This is a genomic window from Flavihumibacter cheonanensis, from assembly GCF_022352215.1.
Lineage (GTDB): Bacteria > Bacteroidota > Bacteroidia > Chitinophagales > Chitinophagaceae > Flavihumibacter > Flavihumibacter cheonanensis.
Genome location: NZ_JAKRWF010000004.1, coordinates 242094 through 258909, shown reverse-complemented (window position 1 = coordinate 258909; position 16816 = coordinate 242094). Strand labels below are relative to the sequence as shown.

The following is a 16816-nucleotide window of genomic DNA, read 5'->3' as shown; positions in this document are numbered from 1 at the left end:
GTCCTTATTCTGCTTTATATAACTTAGGATCTACCGGTTTGTTCACCTCGATCTTTTCATAGATGGTTTCTCCCCCCATTCCGTTGCGTTTAACAGTAAAAGGGAATAAAAAACCTTCCGGGGTGGATTGGTAATCGCTGTAATCGGTAATAAGCTCCTGGGGTTGCTGATCGGCATTGGCGCCTCTTCTTTGTCCGCCCCCAAACATACCTCCACCCTTGCGGATCTCACGTACCAGCAGGTAACTGGTTGCGTCAATGAAGTAAGTTATCTCATTTCCGTTTGCGAGGGTCAGTTTGATTTTATAGGCTTCTTTTCCATTGATGGATTCCTTTCCCTCCAGTTGAGCTTTATGGCCTTTGGCTGCATAATTATAAAGTGGTCCGATCAGATCCAGCTCACCAAGAGCTGCTTTGTGCCGGTCTTCTGGCATAGGTTCAAACTTTCCGCCATTACGCGGATTGGAAACCCATCCGCCTTTATCAGTAAGCACTACCTGAAAAGAACCCATCCCAAAATTAATTTCAGACCGCATCAACTGCCCATCGACTTTGGTCATTTTGGAAGTGATTTCATTTCCATTGCCGGCGATGGACACGCCTTCCATATAAACCGATTTCAGTGTTTGCAGTTTTTCTTTTCCTCCCAATGCTTTTTCATATCCGGCCAATACCTCATCCACCGTTTGTGCCTGGACAGTAAAAAAGCCAAAGACCAGGCAGGTGAGTAAGGTAAAAGCAGTTCCTTTCGTCATAGTGCGCAATTTCATTCAAATTTAGCCGGTTCTTGATCTATTAGTCGACCGATCATCCAAATCATTACAGTGAAAACACGGTTTTTTATCATTTCTGTGGTAGTTGGGTATATTGCGGGTACAAGCTTTCACTATGGAACAGATCCTGCAGGGCAACCTGGTTGATATCCCCAACAGAAACATATATTATGCCGAAATCCACCTGGAGGGTCAGCGGATCCGCGAAATCCGTCATCTCTCTGAGAACCCGAATACGGCGGCGCATTATATCTGTCCGGGTTTTGTGGATGCCCATGTGCACATTGAAAGCTCCTTGCTGGTACCCTCTGCCTTCGCGAAATTGGCTGTGAAGCATGGAACAGTTGCCACGATATCAGATCCACATGAGATAGCCAATGTTTGCGGAGAAGCCGGTGTAGAGTTTATGATCCAAAATGGAAAAGCTGTTCCCTTTAAATTTCATTTTGGTGCGCCGAGTTGTGTGCCTGCTACTGTATTTGAAACTGCAGGCGCCGTGCTGGACCTGGCTGCAGTAAAGCGATTGCTGGAACGCGATGATATATATTACCTCAGTGAGATGATGAATTTTCCCGGGGTATTGAATGGCGATCCGGAAGTGATGGCCAAGATAGTAGCTGCACAGGAGTTGGGCAAACCAATCGACGGGCACGCACCCGGATTAAGAGGTGAGCAGGCAGCACATTATATCGCGGCGGGTATGAGTACCGATCATGAATGTTTTACGTATGAAGAAGGGCTGGACAAAGCGCAGCAGGGGATGAAAATCCTGATCCGCGAAGGCAGTGCTGCTAAAAATTTTGAGGCATTGATTGAATTGCTGCGTACGCATCCTGACCAGATTATGTTCTGTAGTGATGATAAACATCCGGACAGTTTGCTACTGGGACATATCAACCAGCTCTGTGCCCGGGCATTGACCCATGAGTTGGATTTATTTGATGTATTGAAAGCTGCCTGTGTGAATCCGGTGGAGCATTATAAAATGGAGGTGGGACTGTTGCGGGAAGGTGATTGGGCGGATTTTGTGTTGCTGCGCGACCTGGAACATTTTGAAGTGGAATCCACCTGGATCAATGGGGAATGTGTATATGAAAATGGGGAGAGCAAAATTCCTGCGATTGCTGTGAACCCGATCAACCAGTTTCATTGTTCACCAATTGAATTGCCTGCTGTTTTTATGCCGGCAGTTGGAACACCACTACCTGCGATTGTGGCCTATGATGGTCAATTAATAACAGGCACCAGGGAAATCAGTGCAACAGATTTGGTGGTGCAGGAAGGTGGTTGGTGTAGCAATCCGGTTGAAGATTTATTGAAACTGGTAGTTGTGAATCGTTACCAGCCGGCTCCGGTGGCCAAAGCTTTTATAAAGGGCTTTGGTTTGAAGCAGGGGGCGATTGCCTCTTCTGTGGCACACGACTCACATAATATTATTGCGGTAGGAGCAGATGATGCCTCGCTGGTGGAGGCCATCAACCTGGTGATCCGCGAGCAGGGAGGCTTAAGTTGTGTGAATACTTCCGAGTCGGCGGTATTGCCTTTGCCGGTAGCCGGACTCATGAGTGCCGATGATGGACTGGAAGTAGCTGCAGCTTACACTCAAATTGATACCATGGCTAAAGCGCTGGGCAGTACTTTGTCTGCGCCCTTTATGACCCTCTCTTTTATGGCGCTGCTGGTGATCCCTGAACTCAAACTCTCTGACCGCGGTCTCTTTGATGGCCGCCAGTTCCGGTTCCTCTAACCACTCCACCCGTCCGGTGGCACCGGACGGGTGGCACCGGACGGGTGGAGTGACCGACGAAAAACCTGCGTTTACCGAGAAAGGGGGTGAAATGGCGGGAATACACTTGCCATGGGAACTGCGCTGCCTTAGTTTTACTTAAAATTTGAAACTCATGAATATGGAAAATAGATACCGGAGACAGCGGCCCTGCAGAGGAGATAAAAATGGGCGTTATGTTTTCGGCATCATGCTGATTATTGTAGGCGGATTATTATTCGCCAGCAAAGCAGGCTTATTGATACCGCGCTGGGTTTTTTCCTGGCCTATGATCCTGATTGGAGTAGGTTTTGCGGTGGGTGTAAGCCAGCGATTTAAAGGAACCGGCTGGATCTGGCCCATGGCGATTGGTGCTTTCTTCTTAGCCGACCGCGCTTTCCCTAATTTCTTCCCACGTGAGTTTTTCTGGCCGGTCTTTATGGTGATAGCGGGACTTGTCCTGGTACTAGGCCCAAGGCGCTTTGGAAAGGGTTGGAATGATACCATGGGAGCTACTGAAACGGACGAACAAACTGCCACCAACACTTCAGGAGCAGACAAGCTAGACGAATCCACTGTATTTGGCACAGTACGCAAATTTGTAATCTCCAAGAATTTCCGGGGTGGAGAAGTATCCGCGGTATTTGGTAGTGCGGAAATCAACCTGCTGCAGGCAGATTTTGATACCCCACCCAAACTGGAACTCAATGCTGTATTTGGCAGCATCCGGTTAATCGTACCCTCGCACTGGCAATTGAAGATGGAGAACAATGCGGTACTGGGTGGAGTGGAAGACAAACGTCCGCAACACAGCATCTATTCTGATAAGATTATGTACCTCGAGGCCAATGCCGTATTTGGAGGAATACAGATTACGACCGTATAAGCCATTAACCATTAAACCATCCTTATGTCTTATTACCTGGCTACACTTTGTTATGAGATCATTTGCGGTGAAGGCACACATACACCGCAGTTTGAAGAACAGGTTCGGTTACTCGAAAGCGATAGTAGAACGGATGCCCTGAAAGCCGCGCATGAAATCGGTCAGCAGGAATTGCTGGTCTGGCAGTACAACAACTGCGCTAAAGTAGAATGGAAATTCCTGGGAATAAAGGAACTGATCAGCCTTCCCGGTTTTTTCCACGGAGCGGAACTCTACCAGCAACACAGGGAAATTGAACATGCAGAAGGCTATCGCAATTTTGTAAAAGACAAGACCATCCAACTACAACACAAACAGGAACATGCCATCGATTCCCTTTAATAACAGATCGCTGCTGATTTTAAGCAGCATCTTTATTTACCTGATCTGGCAGATCAATTTTTTTGCCCTGCTTTCCAACGGCTATTCCTTTTCCATCAGTATTACGGAATCGCTGACCAATTGCTTCCTGTTGGTATTTGTAACAGTTACCCTTAAACGCATCTTCAGGTTTTATACACCCAATGCTACCGGGTTCTGGTCAGCGATTATACTAACAGCCGGATTTTCCACCCTGCTGCCGATTGCTGCAAAACTGATGCTGAGCTCCATAATCCCGGATAATCCGGAATACGTTGAAATGCTGAATTCCACTATGCAAATCCGGATTGGATTTTCACTGCTCACGGTTACAAGTATTCTCGTGCTGATTCTACTATTTAACATGCTGCAAAAAGAGGAAGCAGAGAAGAAACACCGGCAGGAAATTCAGCAATTGGCAACGGAAGCGGAATTATTCAAACTCCGGCAACAATTGCAGCCTCACTTTTTATTCAACAGCTTAAATTCCATCAATGCATTAATTGGCACCCGCCCCCAGGAAGCACGTACCATGACAGAACAACTGGCTTCCTTTTTACGTGGAACCATCCATCAAAAGGAAAATAAACTGGTAGCATTGCAAGAAGAACTGGATCAGATCAACCGTTATTTACAAATTGAACGCATGCGATTCGGTCATCGTTTGCAGGTTTTGATTGATTCTGATGAACAACTTCAGGATGCTAAAATACCGCCACTCCTCTTGCAGCCCCTGGTTGAAAACGCCATCAAATATGGATTGTATGAAACCACCGGAGAGGTGCTCATCGAAGTAAAAACAGCCATCCTTGAAAAGCAATTATTCATAACCGTTAGTAACCCTTACGACCCTGATTTACCTACACGAACAACCGGCACCGGATTCGGATTGCAATCCGTACAACGCAGGCTCTACCTGCTTTTCGGAAGATCGGATTTACTCCAGGTAAAACAGGAGTCCAACCAATTTATCACAACTGTAATCATTCCGCAAGTGTATGTTGAAAGTCCTGATCATAGATGACGAACCATTGGCCTGTAGCCTGGTGCAGGAATACCTGGCTGAGTTTCCGCAATTCCAGGTAACCGGAGTTTGCCACGATGGCTTTAGTGGATTAAAAGCCATCCAGCAGGTTCAACCTGATTTAATCTTTTTAGATGTACAGATGCCGAAGATCAATGGCTTCGAACTACTGGAATTGCTGGACAGTCATCCCGCAGTTATCTTCACCACCGCTTTTGATGAGTACGCCATGAAGGCATTCGACCAACATGCAGTGGATTATTTACTCAAACCTTATAGTAAAGAACGATTTCAAAAAGCGGTTCAGAAATTTTTGCAGCAACAACAAGGTGCTGCTACTTCAGAACTACTTAACACTGCCAGCCAGTCGCCCCAGCAACAGGATCGCATCGTAATCAAAGATCAATCCACTATTCGCATCATTCCGGTTGCACAGGTGCACTACATTGAAGCGGCAGATGATTATATCAGGATTGTAACGGCAGAAGGACACTGGCTCAAAAACAAAACCATGGCTGCCATGGAGCAACAATTGCCTGCAGCTCAATTCGTACGCATTCATCGTTCCTACCTGGCCAATGTGCAGGAGATCAGCAAACTATTTCCCATGGAAAAGGATAGCTATACCGCCATCTTAAAAAACGGCAAACAATTACCGGTTAGCAAAACAGGTTACCAGAAACTGAAGGAAAAACTGGGGATCTAGGCATCATTTCCTAACCAGAGGGCACCGCCAATAGTATTGCGACTGGCACCAGTAACCGAAGCGAGTACGGTGTATTCTTCTCTCCAGCGAAGCACTCCAATCAATGCCATGATGATGGCTTCCTTGAATTCAATCACCGCGGCATCCGGAACCTGCACTCTAACTCCGAGGGGTGTTAGCTGTTGTTGGAGGCATTCCAACAGGAATCCATTATAGGCCCCACCACCAGTAACCAGCAATTCTTGTCCTGCTGTTGGAATCCCTTCTTTTGCTGCCGCCCGTTTCAGATCGGTAGCAATCTGAATGGCTATATGCTGCGTGTAAGTGTGCAAGGCATCGGCATCTGACAATCCGGCCGCCTTCACCAGGGGATAAACCTGTTCAATTCCAAAACTGTTCGCGAGCGATTTAGGATATTCCTGTGTATAGAAATCCATTGCGGCCAATTTAGCCAGCAAGGCTTCATTGATCAATCCGCTTGCTGCAAGTGCCCCATTTTCGTCATAGGCTTTTCCTGCATCCAGGGCCAGCATATTGAGTACGCGATTGGCTGCACAACTGTCAAAGGCAATGTATCCATCGGAATTTTTGATAGAGAGATTGGCTATCCCTCCGATATTCAGCAGAAAGGCGAAATCCCCAAAAAGCAGTTTCTCTCCTATGGGAACAATCGGTGCACCCTGCCCTCCTGCAGCCAAATCCATCGCGCGCAGATCTGAAATGACCGGCAGCCGGGTTTCCGCGGCAATGGCAGCACCATCGCCCAGTTGGGCAGTCATCCCTTTTGCCGGCAGATGAAAACTGGTATGACCATGAGAGGCGATCATATGCACTTTATGTTCCAGGCCATTTTCCTCTATAAAACGATTCACCAGTTGACCGGTATAATGTCCGTATTCGCTGTGCAGCAGCAGGTAATCCTGGGCAGATAAGCTGGTACAATTCCGGAGCTTTTCTTCCCATTCCGCAGGATAGGCATAGGTAGCAGTCTGCTGTAGTTCCATGGACCATTTTCCACCGGTTGCATGAAACTGCACGTATGCGATATCCAGTCCGTCCAGCGAACTCCCACTCATCAAACCAATTACATTATATACCATTCTCAAAAAAGTTTTTGATTTACCCGGTTGCCCTTTAGATTTGTCGGGCGGGTGCAAATTACAACGATTGGCAGCTGCAGAAAAATTGGAAAATCATGGTGGTCAATTTAAGCAAGCATTATTCCCTGTTGTGTGATTTTGTAAGTGAACTCAGAAATGTGGACATTCAGCACGACCGGATGCGGTTTCGCAGGAACCTGGAGCGAATCGGGGAAGTAGCTGCCTATGAGATCAGCAAACACATGGCCCATCAGCAGGTGGAAACCCCCACCCCGCTTGGAACATCTCAATGCAAGCTGCTTCAGGAGCAACCTGTGCTGGCCACCATTTTACGTGCAGGACTGCCCTTACACCAGGGATTGCTGAACTATTTTGACCGGGCCGATAATGCCTTTATATCTGCCTATCGCAAACACCATCCGGATGGTAGTTTTGAAATCAGCATGGAATATGTGTCAAGTCCGGATTTGGAAGATCGTATCCTGATCATTTCCGATCCTATGCTGGCTACAGGGGCTTCCCTGGTCAAAACCATCCAGTTTTTGCGGGAGGAAGGCAAACCAAAAGAAGTACATATTGTCTGCGCTATTGCATGTACGGTAGGAATTGAGTATGTTCACCGCAGTGAACCCAATGTGAAGATCTGGTGCGGGGCAATCGATGAGGAACTGACTGCAAAAAGTTATATCGTACCGGGACTCGGGGATGCAGGCGACCTGGCATACGGAACCAAACAGCAGGCATAACTGAAAATTATTCCCCGGCATTGGGCAATTTTTGTATTTTACCTATCCTAATTATGAGAATTTTTGTCGGAATACTGCTGCTGTTGGGATGTTCTGCTTCGCCTTTGCTTGCCCAGGATCCACATTTTTCGCAGTTTTTTGCTTCTCCTATGACCCTTAACCCGGCCTTTACGGGTAAATTCAATGGGGTAGTCAGGGCTGCGGGGAACTATCGCGATCAATGGCCCGCTATCAGTAAAGCTTTTGTCACCTCTACACTCAGCCTGGATGCTCCTATCATGAGAGGTCGGCTCAACAATGATACCTGGGGTATTGGAGGTATGGCCATGACCGACCGTACTGCCAATGGCGTATTAACTGCTAACTATATAGCCTTCTCGACTGCTTATCATAAAGCGCTGGATGAGGATGGGTTTCACCAGTTGGGATTGGGATTTCAGGGAGTCTACAGTAACAAACGCCTGGATGGATCACAGTTAAATTTTGAAAATGAACTGGCGCTTGATGGTACCTGGAGTAATCCAAGTGGGGAAGCAGTAGATGGCACCCGTATCAATGTAAGTTATATAGGTGTGAATGCCGGCTTGTTGTATAGTGGTTCAACTAACGGTGATAACAATTTTTATTTTGGTGCTTCGGTGTATCATATCAACCGGCCACAGGAAAATTTCACCAATGTTTTTTATACCCTGCAACCGCGCTTAACGGTTCACGGTGGTGGCTACCTGCCGGTTGGGCAAACCAGTACCCTGCATTTATCAGCGCTGCACAGCAGGCAGGCAGGTGCTTTTGAAACTTTGATCGGTGGAGCAGTTGCCTTTAACCTGAATGATGACTTTGACCGGCCCACTGCTTTTTATGCCGGCTCCTGGTATCGATTCGGAGATGCACTCATTCCTTATATGGGATTTGAATGGGCAGATTTTCGGTTAGGCATGACCTATGATGTGAATACATCCAGTTTGAAAACAGCTTCACAACGGCGGGGTGGAATTGAGATTTCGCTGATCTATATCAAGCGGCCATCCGAAGGGCAGAAAGAAATCCCCTGTCCGAAGTTTTGATTCCTTATTTCATATTGTACAAAAACCGGTAAGGCAGGTCTTTGTCTTCTTTCGCATAGTCGATACCGATACGCGGACCGACAACTATTTCATGGGGCTTGTAGCCATCATCCCAGATACTGATATGTTCAGTTAAAGGCAGACCGGTGTGGGCAGTTCTGATTCCCAGAGCTTTGGTAACCAGTCCGGGGCCGCCTGCAAGTTTATGCACAGGAATATGCTCTCCTTTGCCCAACCGTTCGCGAATGATTGCTATACCTTCAACCGGTTCAATTGCCCGGATCAATACCACCTGTGGCATTTCTGCCTTATTGGTGACCACATTAAACAAATGATGAATACCATAACAGAGATAGACATACGCAAAACCACCCGGACCGTACATGATTTCGGTTCTGGCAGTTCTTCTTCCACCATAACAATGCGATGCCCGATCCGACTCACCTGCATAGGCTTCGGTTTCGCTGATCCGGCCACTGGTGCGGATTCCATCGAATTCAGTAAGAATGATCTTACCCAGTAAAGCGCGGGCTATTTCTACCACATCGGTGCTCTCAAACCAGGAAAGCGGGAGTTTTGTCATCTTTTTGCGAATGGTCTAGGTTCAAAGTAATAAATTTAGGCGCTTAAATAACCGACTATTGCTGAAAGAACTCATTATAGCATTTGAATCCTTCTATAAGGCGCATCATTTTATAGTACAGCATAAACTCTGGAGATGGATTCTGATACCCGGAATTATTTACATGCTGCTCTTTGTTACGGGCATGTATTTTTTTATCAGCTCTGCCAATGATGCCGTGAATTACCTGACCAACCTGATTGGTATTGATAGGTGGTTACAGGAACAGAAAAGTGGGATTCTCAGTTTTTTATTTATGATGGGAGGGATCATGGTGCAGGTATTGCTGGTATTTTTCTATTTCTCCTTTTTCAAGTTTTTCTTTCTGATTGTAGGCTCACCGGTATTTGCGTACCTGAGTGAGAAGACAGAATCCATTATAGAAGGCCGCGACTTCCCCTTCAGTTTTAAACAATTGCTGAAAGATATCATTCGGGGTATCAAACTGGCATTGCGCAATCTCCTTTGGCAAACAGTGTATACAGTTTCTATATTGCTGCTCTCCTTTGTTCCATTGGTAGGATGGATCAGTCCGCTGATCTCTCTTTTTGTTGAATGTTATTACTATGGTTTCTCGATGGTTGATTACAGTTGTGAGAGAAGAAAATTATCGCCGGCAGAAAGTATCCGGTTTATCAGTGAGCACAAGGGATTGGCAATTGGAAATGGGTTGCTTTTTTACCTGATGCATGCCATCCCCTTTGTAGGATGGGTATTGGCTCCTTCCTATGCTGTTATTGCTGCTACCCTGAGTTTTCGTGAAATGGAAAAGAAATAAGTATGGCAAGTGCTGCGCTCGGTGCTGTTTACCTGATTCCCTGTTACCTGGATGAGGAACACCTGGAAGTGATTCCTCCCTATGTGCTGGAAGCGGTTCAGCAATGCCAGGTGTTTTTTGTAGAAAATGAAAGAACCGCCCGGCGTTTCCTGAAACGAATCTGGAAGGAAATGGTGATTGACAACTATGACTGGTATGCCATTCACAAAGCTGAAATGGAGGTGAAGGACCAGTTTCGCCAACAGTTGCAAAGAGGAAAAAACATCGGAATCATCAGTGAAGCCGGTTGCCCGGGCATTGCAGATCCGGGACAAATCCTGGTAGCCACCGCACAGCAAATGGGGGCGCCAGTGAAACCACTGGTAGGACCCAGTTCTATATTATTAGCCTTGATGGCAAGCGGCTTAAATGGGCAGCATTTTCAATTTCATGGTTACCTTCCTATTGATGCCGGTGCCCGCAATAAATTATTGAAAGAGCTGGAGCAGGAAAGCATCCGGACCGGATGTACCCAGATTTTCATTGAAACACCGTACCGCAACAATGCCTTGCTGGAAGCGATTTTACAACAATGCCGGCCCGATTCACGGTTATGCCTAGCGGTAGATATTACCGGGACGAATGAAGTGATTCAGACCCGCACGCTGCGCGACTGGCAAAAAAATAAGCCGGAGCTGCATAAGCGTCCGGCTGTATTCCTGATAGGTTCCTGATTTATTCAGTGGTATGTGCCTTGGGTTTAATTACTTTTTCCGTCGGTTGTCCACTCATGGAAAGAATACTGTCAACGATGTAGTTGGTATTTCCTCTCCAGGGAATAGCACCTAAATATTCCTTGTAGTGCAGATCAAATTGTTTGCCACTGTTTTCCATCAGCGTGGTAGCAATCTGTTCATTTTCTACTGAAAACTCAAACTCGTAGGATTGGATACTACCGGCCATGCCTCCACGAAAACCACTCTGGATCAGCTTTCCTTCATAGGTTTTGAAGACATATCCTTTTTTAACCACGAAGTTCAGCTCCCCGGATTTTACCCCTTCGCCGAAGACCCAATAGAAACGCCAGTAGAACAATCCCGCGCCGATTGCAATCAGGGCAACAATAACAATTGTGAAAAACCTTCCCATAGTGTTGATTTAATGATATATGAAAATAATCATAATCCATATTTGTCGATCATATAAATCAACAAAGCCATATTCAGGGCACCCAGATCCAGCTCTCTTTTGTTGACTGCTTCAAAAACATCGTTGCGGGCATGGTGCAGATCGAAGTATCGGGAGCCATCCGGACTTAAACCAGCCACCGGTGTTCCCAGGCTTCTGTTAAGCGGACCGATATCAGCTCCACCACCTCCATTGGCAAACTGGTACACTCCATAAGGTACAAACAGCGGTACCCATTGCCGGATGCGCTCCAGTTTGGCTGCATCCAGCGTGAAGCCAAAACTGCGGGGAGTGAATCCGCCGGCATCACTTTCCAGCGCGAATACATGTTGTTCGTTTTTGGCTTTGGCCTCTTTTGCATATTGATTGCCACCGCGTAAACCATTTTCCTCATTGGCGAATAAAACCACCCGAATAGTATGGCGGGGTTTGTAACCCATGGCTTTAAATGCACGAATCACCTCAATGGATTGCACACAACCGGTACCATCATCATGGGCGCCTTCGGCAGGATCCCAGCTATCGAGATGCCCGCCCACAGTGATAAACTTTTCGGGGAATTCAGAACCGGTAAACTCACCAATGATATTGTGACCGGTTGCATCCGGCTTGAAATGTGCCATGCTTTTATAATAGACCTGCACCAGTTTGCCAGCTTTCAGTTGAGCGATGAGCTGATCTGCATCTTTTAACCCCATAGCAGCTGCTGGAATTTTCGGGTAGGCGGTATCGTAAGCCAATGCCCCTGTATGTGGATGGTTGTCATTTGCGCTGGCAGTAACCGAACGAATCAATACAGCAGCAGCTCCATATTTGGCAGCCCGGCTTGGACCAGATCTGCGATAGGCACCTGATTCGCCATAGGATTGTCCTACGGAGAGGTTACGTGGATTAAATACATTATTGAAAATGACGATAACATCCTTCAGCTCCTCTTTGCGTTTTTCGAGTTCTTCAAAATCATGAATGAGAACTGCTTTTTTCAGGAGGCCATTTTTGCCGGTACCCATAGAGTTTCCGAGGGCCAGTACATCCAGCACCACTTTCACTTTTTTTCCGGAGGCATCAGTATACTGGTACCAGGCTTCATCCTTACCACCCCGATCCCAGTGAGGAACCTGTACCGCCTGTTTCCAGACTTTGTCGGCACCGGCAGCCTGCAGCGCCTTTTCAGCCCAGGCTTCAGACTTATACATACCGGGGGAGCCGGCGAGGCGAGGACCAACGGTTTTACAGAGCACCCGGAGACTTTCATAAGCTGCCGGGGAAGTCAAAACATCATCTGCGAGTTTGCGGAAAAAAATAGAATCCTGCTGAAAATCAAAAGATTGAGCACGGGTTGGTCTGAAACTAAGCACCTGCACCAACAGAGCGAGCAACCAAACAATTCTAATCATGTAAACGTTTTTTTAAAATTACCTAAACATTTTAATCCAGTACCTTCACAAGGAACTAAATAAAGTTATGCGTATCGGAATCGTATGTTACCCAACCTTTGGCGGAAGTGGTGTATTGGCAACAGAACTGGGAAAAGCATTGGCAGATAAAGGCCACCAGGTGCATTTCATTACTTATCAGCAGCCTGTTCGACTGAATGAATTCAACGCCAACATATTTTATCATGAAGTGAGGGTGCCAACCTATCCTCTCTTTGATTATCCACCCTATGAAACAGCCCTGGCCAGTACCATGGTGGATGTGATCATCAACAACAAGCTGGATTTGCTGCATGTGCATTATGCCATCCCGCATGCTTCGGCTGCCTATATGGCTAAACAGATTTTATTGAAGCAGGGTATCTCCATTCCAGTGGTAACCACCTTGCATGGTACCGATATTACCCTGGTAGGCAGAGATAAAACCTATGCACCAGTTGTTACTTTTTCAATTAATGAAAGTGATGCGATTACCGCGGTATCAGATAACCTTCGGGAAGAAACCTACAAATGGTTCAAGATTGAGAAAGAGATTGAAGTGATCCACAACTTCGTGGATGTAGCTCGTTTCCGCAGAAAAGGGATTGATGCTTTTCGCCGGGTGATTGCACCACAGGGAGAACGCATCCTGATGCATGCTTCCAATTTCCGTAAGATCAAACGCATTGAAGATGTGGTGCGGATCTTTGGTAATGTGGTGAAAAAAGTGCCCAGCAAATTGTTGTTTGTGGGTGATGGTCCGGAGCGCCCGGCAGCAGAAAGCCTGGCACGTGAACTGGGCATTTGTGATCATATCCGGTTTGTAGGAAAGCAGGAGCAGATGGAGGAGATCATGGCCATTGCGGATTTGTTTTTACTGACATCTGAATACGAAAGTTTTGGACTGGTGGCACTGGAGGCGATGGCAGCAGGTGTACCAGTTATTTCAACTAATGCGGGGGGATTGCCGGAAATTAATATTCATGGCGAGACCGGTTACATGAGTGGAATTGGAGATGTGGAGAATATGAGTCGTTATGCAATAGACTTACTCAGCAACCAGGCACAGCTGGATCAGTTTAAAGAGAACGCAAAAGTTCAGAGTGATCGGTTTGATATTCACTTCATCGTGCCGCAATATGAGGCATTGTATGAAAAATGCCTGGATCATATACCCGTCGGGTAACCGACGGGTGGAATTATTTACCTAGCCAGAGCTCGGGGTTCAGGTTAATCTGGTTGTCGTTGGTGATTAAGAATTCAAGTTCGCCACGGCCTCCTTCCTTTTCCTCCAGGCGGCCAATTAATTGTCCTGTTTTTACTTTCTCACCTTTGCTCACCAGCACGCGTGAAAGATTGCTATAGGTAGTAAAATATTTTCCGTGTTTGAGAATTACTGCCTGTACAGAGCCAATGGTGAAAATTGCAGAAACTTCGCCATCAAACACTGCTTTAATGGAGCTGTTAGCTTCCGCTTCAATGGTGATTCCTTCGTTTTCATAATCAACATTAAGGCCTTCATATTTATTCCTGCCGAATTTCATGGTGATCCGGCGTGAATTCACAGGCCAGGGTAATCCACCCTGATTTTTTTCGAATATATCAGAAGCGAGTTTTATTTCCTCTCTTATCTCCAGCACATCGGCATCTCTGGTAGGTTTTGCAACTGGTTTTTCCTCAACAGGTTTTGCTGGTGTTTTCGTAGCTGCGGTACTACTTTCTTCCTTTTTTGCGGCAGCAGCTGCTGCAGCTGCTGCTTTACGCGCGGCCTCTTCCTTAGCTTTCCTTTCTTTTTCCAATTCTGCCAATCTTTTTTTCTCAGCCGCAATTTCTCTTTTAATAGCAGCAGAAATAGCCGATTTCAATTTATTATCCTGCTTGCGTTTAGCAGTCATCTCTTTCGTCAGTTCCCGCTCCTGACTCTTGATCTTACTCACCACCGCATTCTTTTCAGCTCTTTCTTCTGCCAGTACCTTAAATTGTTTGTTCTGCTCTTCCAGTGCTGAACTCTTTTCCTTCTTACTCAGGTTAAGATTACTGATCTTCTGTTCCAGTTGAGATTGAGTATTCGCAATATTGATTGCCTGCTGCTCACGGTAAGCCCTATACGATTTCAGATACGCCATCCGCTTTAAGGCATCATTGAAACTGCCGGCGCTGAAAATAAAATTCACGAAATCGTAGTTACTTCTGTTTTTGTAGGCATACACCACACTTTTCTGGTACTGGATCTTGAGTGTATCCAGCTCCGCGCGCAGCTTCACAATATCGCGCCAGCTTTGGTTGATATCACTTTGAATCAGGTTGATCTGATCATTGATTACTTTGATCTGGGATTCCCGGAGACGCAGTTTTTTCTGCACCAGGTTAAGTTCCGCCAGGCTTTTGCGCTTGTATTTGTTGGTTTCAGCAAGCTGTTGTTTCAGCTCATCAATTTCCTTTTGAATGGCGGCCTGCTGTTTTTTCAGGTCGGCACTGCTACTGGCATTTTGTGCAAATGTGCCCAGGCTGCTGGCCACCATTAACAGGAGTATCCAGATTTTTTTTATCATGCTGTTCAATTGGAAGATGGAATGCTTCAAATATAAAAACTACAACGTTTACTGAATGCTATAATTTTTCGGAATACTGAAAGGATAGCTTAAACTTTCGTTAAAGGCATACTGTTTGAACTCCATCTGCACATCAATCTTTGATTTTTCGGTGAAGCTCATCTTGCGATACGTTGAAAAAGCTACACCACCCTGCCCGTTATAATTGCTGAAACTCAGATCTGCCGTACGATTCCGGCGTGCATTCTGATCATCCAGTTTGATATGCTGCAGCAGATAATTATCCACTCCAATGGTGATCAGGTTTTTAAACAATTCACCCATGCTAAGCAGACTGATAGTTTCCGGTCCTTTTCTATACGATACAATATTGGAATCCAGGAAGAGCGGATTTCCAATAATCAGTTCCTGCACGGTATGAAAATCAAAAGGGATCTGTGCCACTTCTTCCAGGTATTTTACAGAGCGCAACTGTACGATTTTATCCTGCTTGTTGAGCAGCTTTACACTATCAGGCGTAATTAAAATCCGGAAGGCTTCATAACTGAATACGGTTGCATTCACAGATAACCAGATTATACTATCCTTTTGCATACGCACAAAAACCGTGAGGTCGGGACCCTTGCCATCTTTGTCCCAGTACTCCACTTTCATCTTTGCACTGAAGGTTTTGTAGTCAATTGTATTCTCTGCCAGTTTCCCATATACTTCCCTGATATAGCGCAGCGAATCGGCATGCGCATCTGCAATAATGGTAGTTACGGCTGAATCTTTTTTGGCAATTACGGTATTGATCTTTTTGGTAGCCCGGCAACCAATGGATGCGATGCTTACAATAAGTATTGCCAGGTATGCAAATTGCTTCATTCTTTATGCTTTTCCGGTATGCCCGAATCCTCCGGCATTCCGTTCTGTTGAAGTTAAAGTTTCTACAGAGACCCAGTTCACCTGTTGAACATGCTGCACCACCATTTGCGCAATGCGGTCTCCGGGTGCTATGACCTGTGTTTCATTGGAAAGATTAACCAGGATTACTTTAATCTCTCCCCGGTAATCTGCATCAATCGTGCCTGGAGTATTGAGGCAGGTTATGCCCTGCTTGATAGCCAATCCGCTGCGGGGCCTGATTTGCGCCTCATATCCCTCTGGTAATTCCATATACAGGCCGGTTGGCACCAGGGTTCTTTCCAACGGTAGCAGACTCAAAGGTGCTGAAATATTGGCCCGGATATCCATACCTGCCGACCCGCTGGTAGCATAGGCAGGCAACTCAAAAGAAGATTCATTTTTAATCTTAACTGCCAGTTTCGACGGCTTGATTTCTTCCAGCAATACAGCTGCATAGGCTACCAATCCTTCTTCCCTTCCCACAAATCCCATGGTTTCGGTAGTGGTGGCTTTGATGGAAACATTTTCAGTAGAGATATCCAGAATCTTCGCGATGGTTTCCTGCATAGCGCTGACATGGGGTTTGATTTTTGGCTTCTCCAGGGTGAGGGCCGCATCCACATTGATCACCTGGTAGCCTTTGGAACGGATCAGTTCCTGGCAATGGGCCAGCAGTTTCTTGCTGTCGATATCTTTATATGCCGGATCGGTATTGGGAAAATGAACCCCGATATCACCGAGTGCCAGGGCTCCAAGCATGCCATCACAGATCGCATGAAGCAATACATCCGCATCACTATGGCCCAGCGCTCCTTTGGTATGCGGGATGGTTACCCCGCCAATTACTAATTCCCGTCCTTCCACCAGTTGGTGGAAATCAATGCCGAAACCGATTTTATGACTACTACTCATGAGAAAAATATTACAAGTAC

18 protein-coding genes are annotated in these 16816 nt (G+C 46.3%); 10 read left to right on the top strand and 8 right to left on the bottom strand.

Features of this window, described 5'->3' with window-relative positions; translation table 11 throughout:
- Window positions 1–4: 4 nt before the first annotated feature.
- The gene (locus MD536_RS17500; protein WP_239602496.1) at window positions 5–754 is read right to left on the bottom strand and encodes a LolA-like protein; all 750 of its coding nucleotides are present in this window, start codon (window positions 752–754) and stop codon (window positions 5–7) included.
- A 133-nt stretch (window positions 755–887) separates the two neighbouring features.
- On the opposite strand from MD536_RS17500, the gene ade reads away from it, so the two are divergent.
- From ade to MD536_RS17475, 5 genes are all read left to right on the top strand, one after another.
- Entirely contained in the window at window positions 888–2519 is a 1632-nt protein-coding gene (gene ade, locus MD536_RS17495) for an adenine deaminase (RefSeq protein ID WP_239602494.1), read from the top strand.
- 160 nt (window positions 2520–2679) lie between these two features.
- Window positions 2680–3423, top strand: a complete 744-nt coding sequence (locus tag MD536_RS17490) for a LiaF transmembrane domain-containing protein (protein WP_239602492.1) — start codon at window positions 2680–2682, stop codon at window positions 3421–3423.
- 24 nt (window positions 3424–3447) lie between these two features.
- A complete protein-coding gene (locus MD536_RS17485) occupies window positions 3448–3804 on the top strand; it encodes a DUF4288 domain-containing protein (RefSeq protein WP_239602490.1) in 357 nt (118 codons plus the stop codon).
- Complete coding sequence (locus MD536_RS17480; RefSeq protein WP_239602488.1) at window positions 3785–4846, top strand: sensor histidine kinase; 1062 nt, start codon at window positions 3785–3787, stop codon at window positions 4844–4846. The genes MD536_RS17485 and MD536_RS17480 overlap by 20 nt, the downstream gene beginning before the upstream one ends.
- Window positions 4821–5552: a LytR/AlgR family response regulator transcription factor gene (locus tag MD536_RS17475; protein ID WP_239602487.1), complete on the top strand. Its 732-nt coding sequence runs from the start codon at window positions 4821–4823 to the stop codon at window positions 5550–5552. Before MD536_RS17480 ends, MD536_RS17475 begins: the two co-directional genes overlap by 26 nt.
- Here the strand turns inward: MD536_RS17475 and MD536_RS17470 are convergent.
- On the bottom strand, window positions 5549–6652 hold the full coding sequence (locus MD536_RS17470) for an anhydro-N-acetylmuramic acid kinase (protein ID WP_239602485.1): 1104 nt from the start codon (window positions 6650–6652) through the stop codon (window positions 5549–5551). The genes MD536_RS17475 and MD536_RS17470 overlap by 4 nt on opposite strands.
- 95 nt (window positions 6653–6747) lie before the next feature.
- Here MD536_RS17470 and upp point away from each other — a divergent pair, with 95 nt between their 5' ends.
- Together upp and MD536_RS17460 are read left to right on the top strand one after the other, a co-directional pair.
- Window positions 6748–7398: a uracil phosphoribosyltransferase gene (upp, locus tag MD536_RS17465; RefSeq protein WP_239602483.1), complete on the top strand. Its 651-nt coding sequence runs from the start codon at window positions 6748–6750 to the stop codon at window positions 7396–7398.
- 53 nt (window positions 7399–7451) lie between these two features.
- The gene (locus tag MD536_RS17460; RefSeq protein ID WP_239602481.1) at window positions 7452–8462 is read left to right on the top strand and encodes a PorP/SprF family type IX secretion system membrane protein; all 1011 of its coding nucleotides are present in this window, start codon (window positions 7452–7454) and stop codon (window positions 8460–8462) included.
- Window positions 8463–8466: 4 nt separating this feature from the next.
- Here MD536_RS17460 and MD536_RS17455 read toward each other — a convergent pair whose 3' ends face one another.
- On the bottom strand, window positions 8467–9045 hold the full coding sequence (locus MD536_RS17455; RefSeq protein ID WP_239602479.1) for a DNA-3-methyladenine glycosylase: 579 nt from the start codon (window positions 9043–9045) through the stop codon (window positions 8467–8469).
- A gap of 58 nt (window positions 9046–9103) precedes the next feature.
- Between MD536_RS17455 and MD536_RS17450 the strand changes: the two genes are divergently transcribed.
- Entirely contained in the window at window positions 9104–9862 is a 759-nt protein-coding gene (locus MD536_RS17450) for an EI24 domain-containing protein (RefSeq protein WP_239602478.1), read from the top strand.
- A 2-nt stretch (window positions 9863–9864) separates the two neighbouring features.
- Entirely contained in the window at window positions 9865–10575 is a 711-nt protein-coding gene (locus MD536_RS17445) for an SAM-dependent methyltransferase (protein WP_239602476.1), read from the top strand.
- Between the two features lies 1 nt (window position 10576).
- Here the strand turns inward: MD536_RS17445 and MD536_RS17440 are convergent, their stop codons facing one another.
- Together MD536_RS17440 and MD536_RS17435 are read right to left on the bottom strand one after the other, a co-directional pair.
- On the bottom strand, window positions 10577–10990 hold the full coding sequence (locus MD536_RS17440; RefSeq protein ID WP_239602474.1) for a hypothetical protein: 414 nt from the start codon (window positions 10988–10990) through the stop codon (window positions 10577–10579).
- A 29-nt stretch (window positions 10991–11019) separates the two neighbouring features.
- The gene (locus tag MD536_RS17435) at window positions 11020–12426 is read right to left on the bottom strand and encodes a M20/M25/M40 family metallo-hydrolase (RefSeq protein ID WP_239602472.1); all 1407 of its coding nucleotides are present in this window, start codon (window positions 12424–12426) and stop codon (window positions 11020–11022) included.
- Between the two features lie 67 nt (window positions 12427–12493).
- Between MD536_RS17435 and bshA the strand changes: the two genes are divergently transcribed.
- Entirely contained in the window at window positions 12494–13630 is a 1137-nt protein-coding gene (gene bshA, locus MD536_RS17430; RefSeq protein WP_239602470.1) for an N-acetyl-alpha-D-glucosaminyl L-malate synthase BshA, read from the top strand.
- A gap of 13 nt (window positions 13631–13643) precedes the next feature.
- On the opposite strand, the gene MD536_RS17425 is transcribed toward bshA, so the two are convergent.
- The 3 genes from MD536_RS17425 to ispF are packed head-to-tail and all read right to left on the bottom strand — an operon-like array spanning window position 13644 to window position 16796.
- Complete coding sequence (locus MD536_RS17425; RefSeq protein WP_239602465.1) at window positions 13644–14996, bottom strand: murein hydrolase activator EnvC family protein; 1353 nt, start codon at window positions 14994–14996, stop codon at window positions 13644–13646.
- 48 nt (window positions 14997–15044) lie between these two features.
- Window positions 15045–15863, bottom strand: coding sequence for a lipoprotein insertase outer membrane protein LolB1 (gene lolB1, locus MD536_RS17420; RefSeq protein WP_239602463.1), 819 nt, complete (start codon window positions 15861–15863; stop codon window positions 15045–15047).
- A gap of 3 nt (window positions 15864–15866) precedes the next feature.
- A complete protein-coding gene (gene ispF, locus MD536_RS22000) occupies window positions 15867–16796 on the bottom strand; it encodes a 2-C-methyl-D-erythritol 2,4-cyclodiphosphate synthase (protein WP_262916047.1) in 930 nt (309 codons plus the stop codon).
- Window positions 16797–16816: the final 20 nt, after the last annotated feature.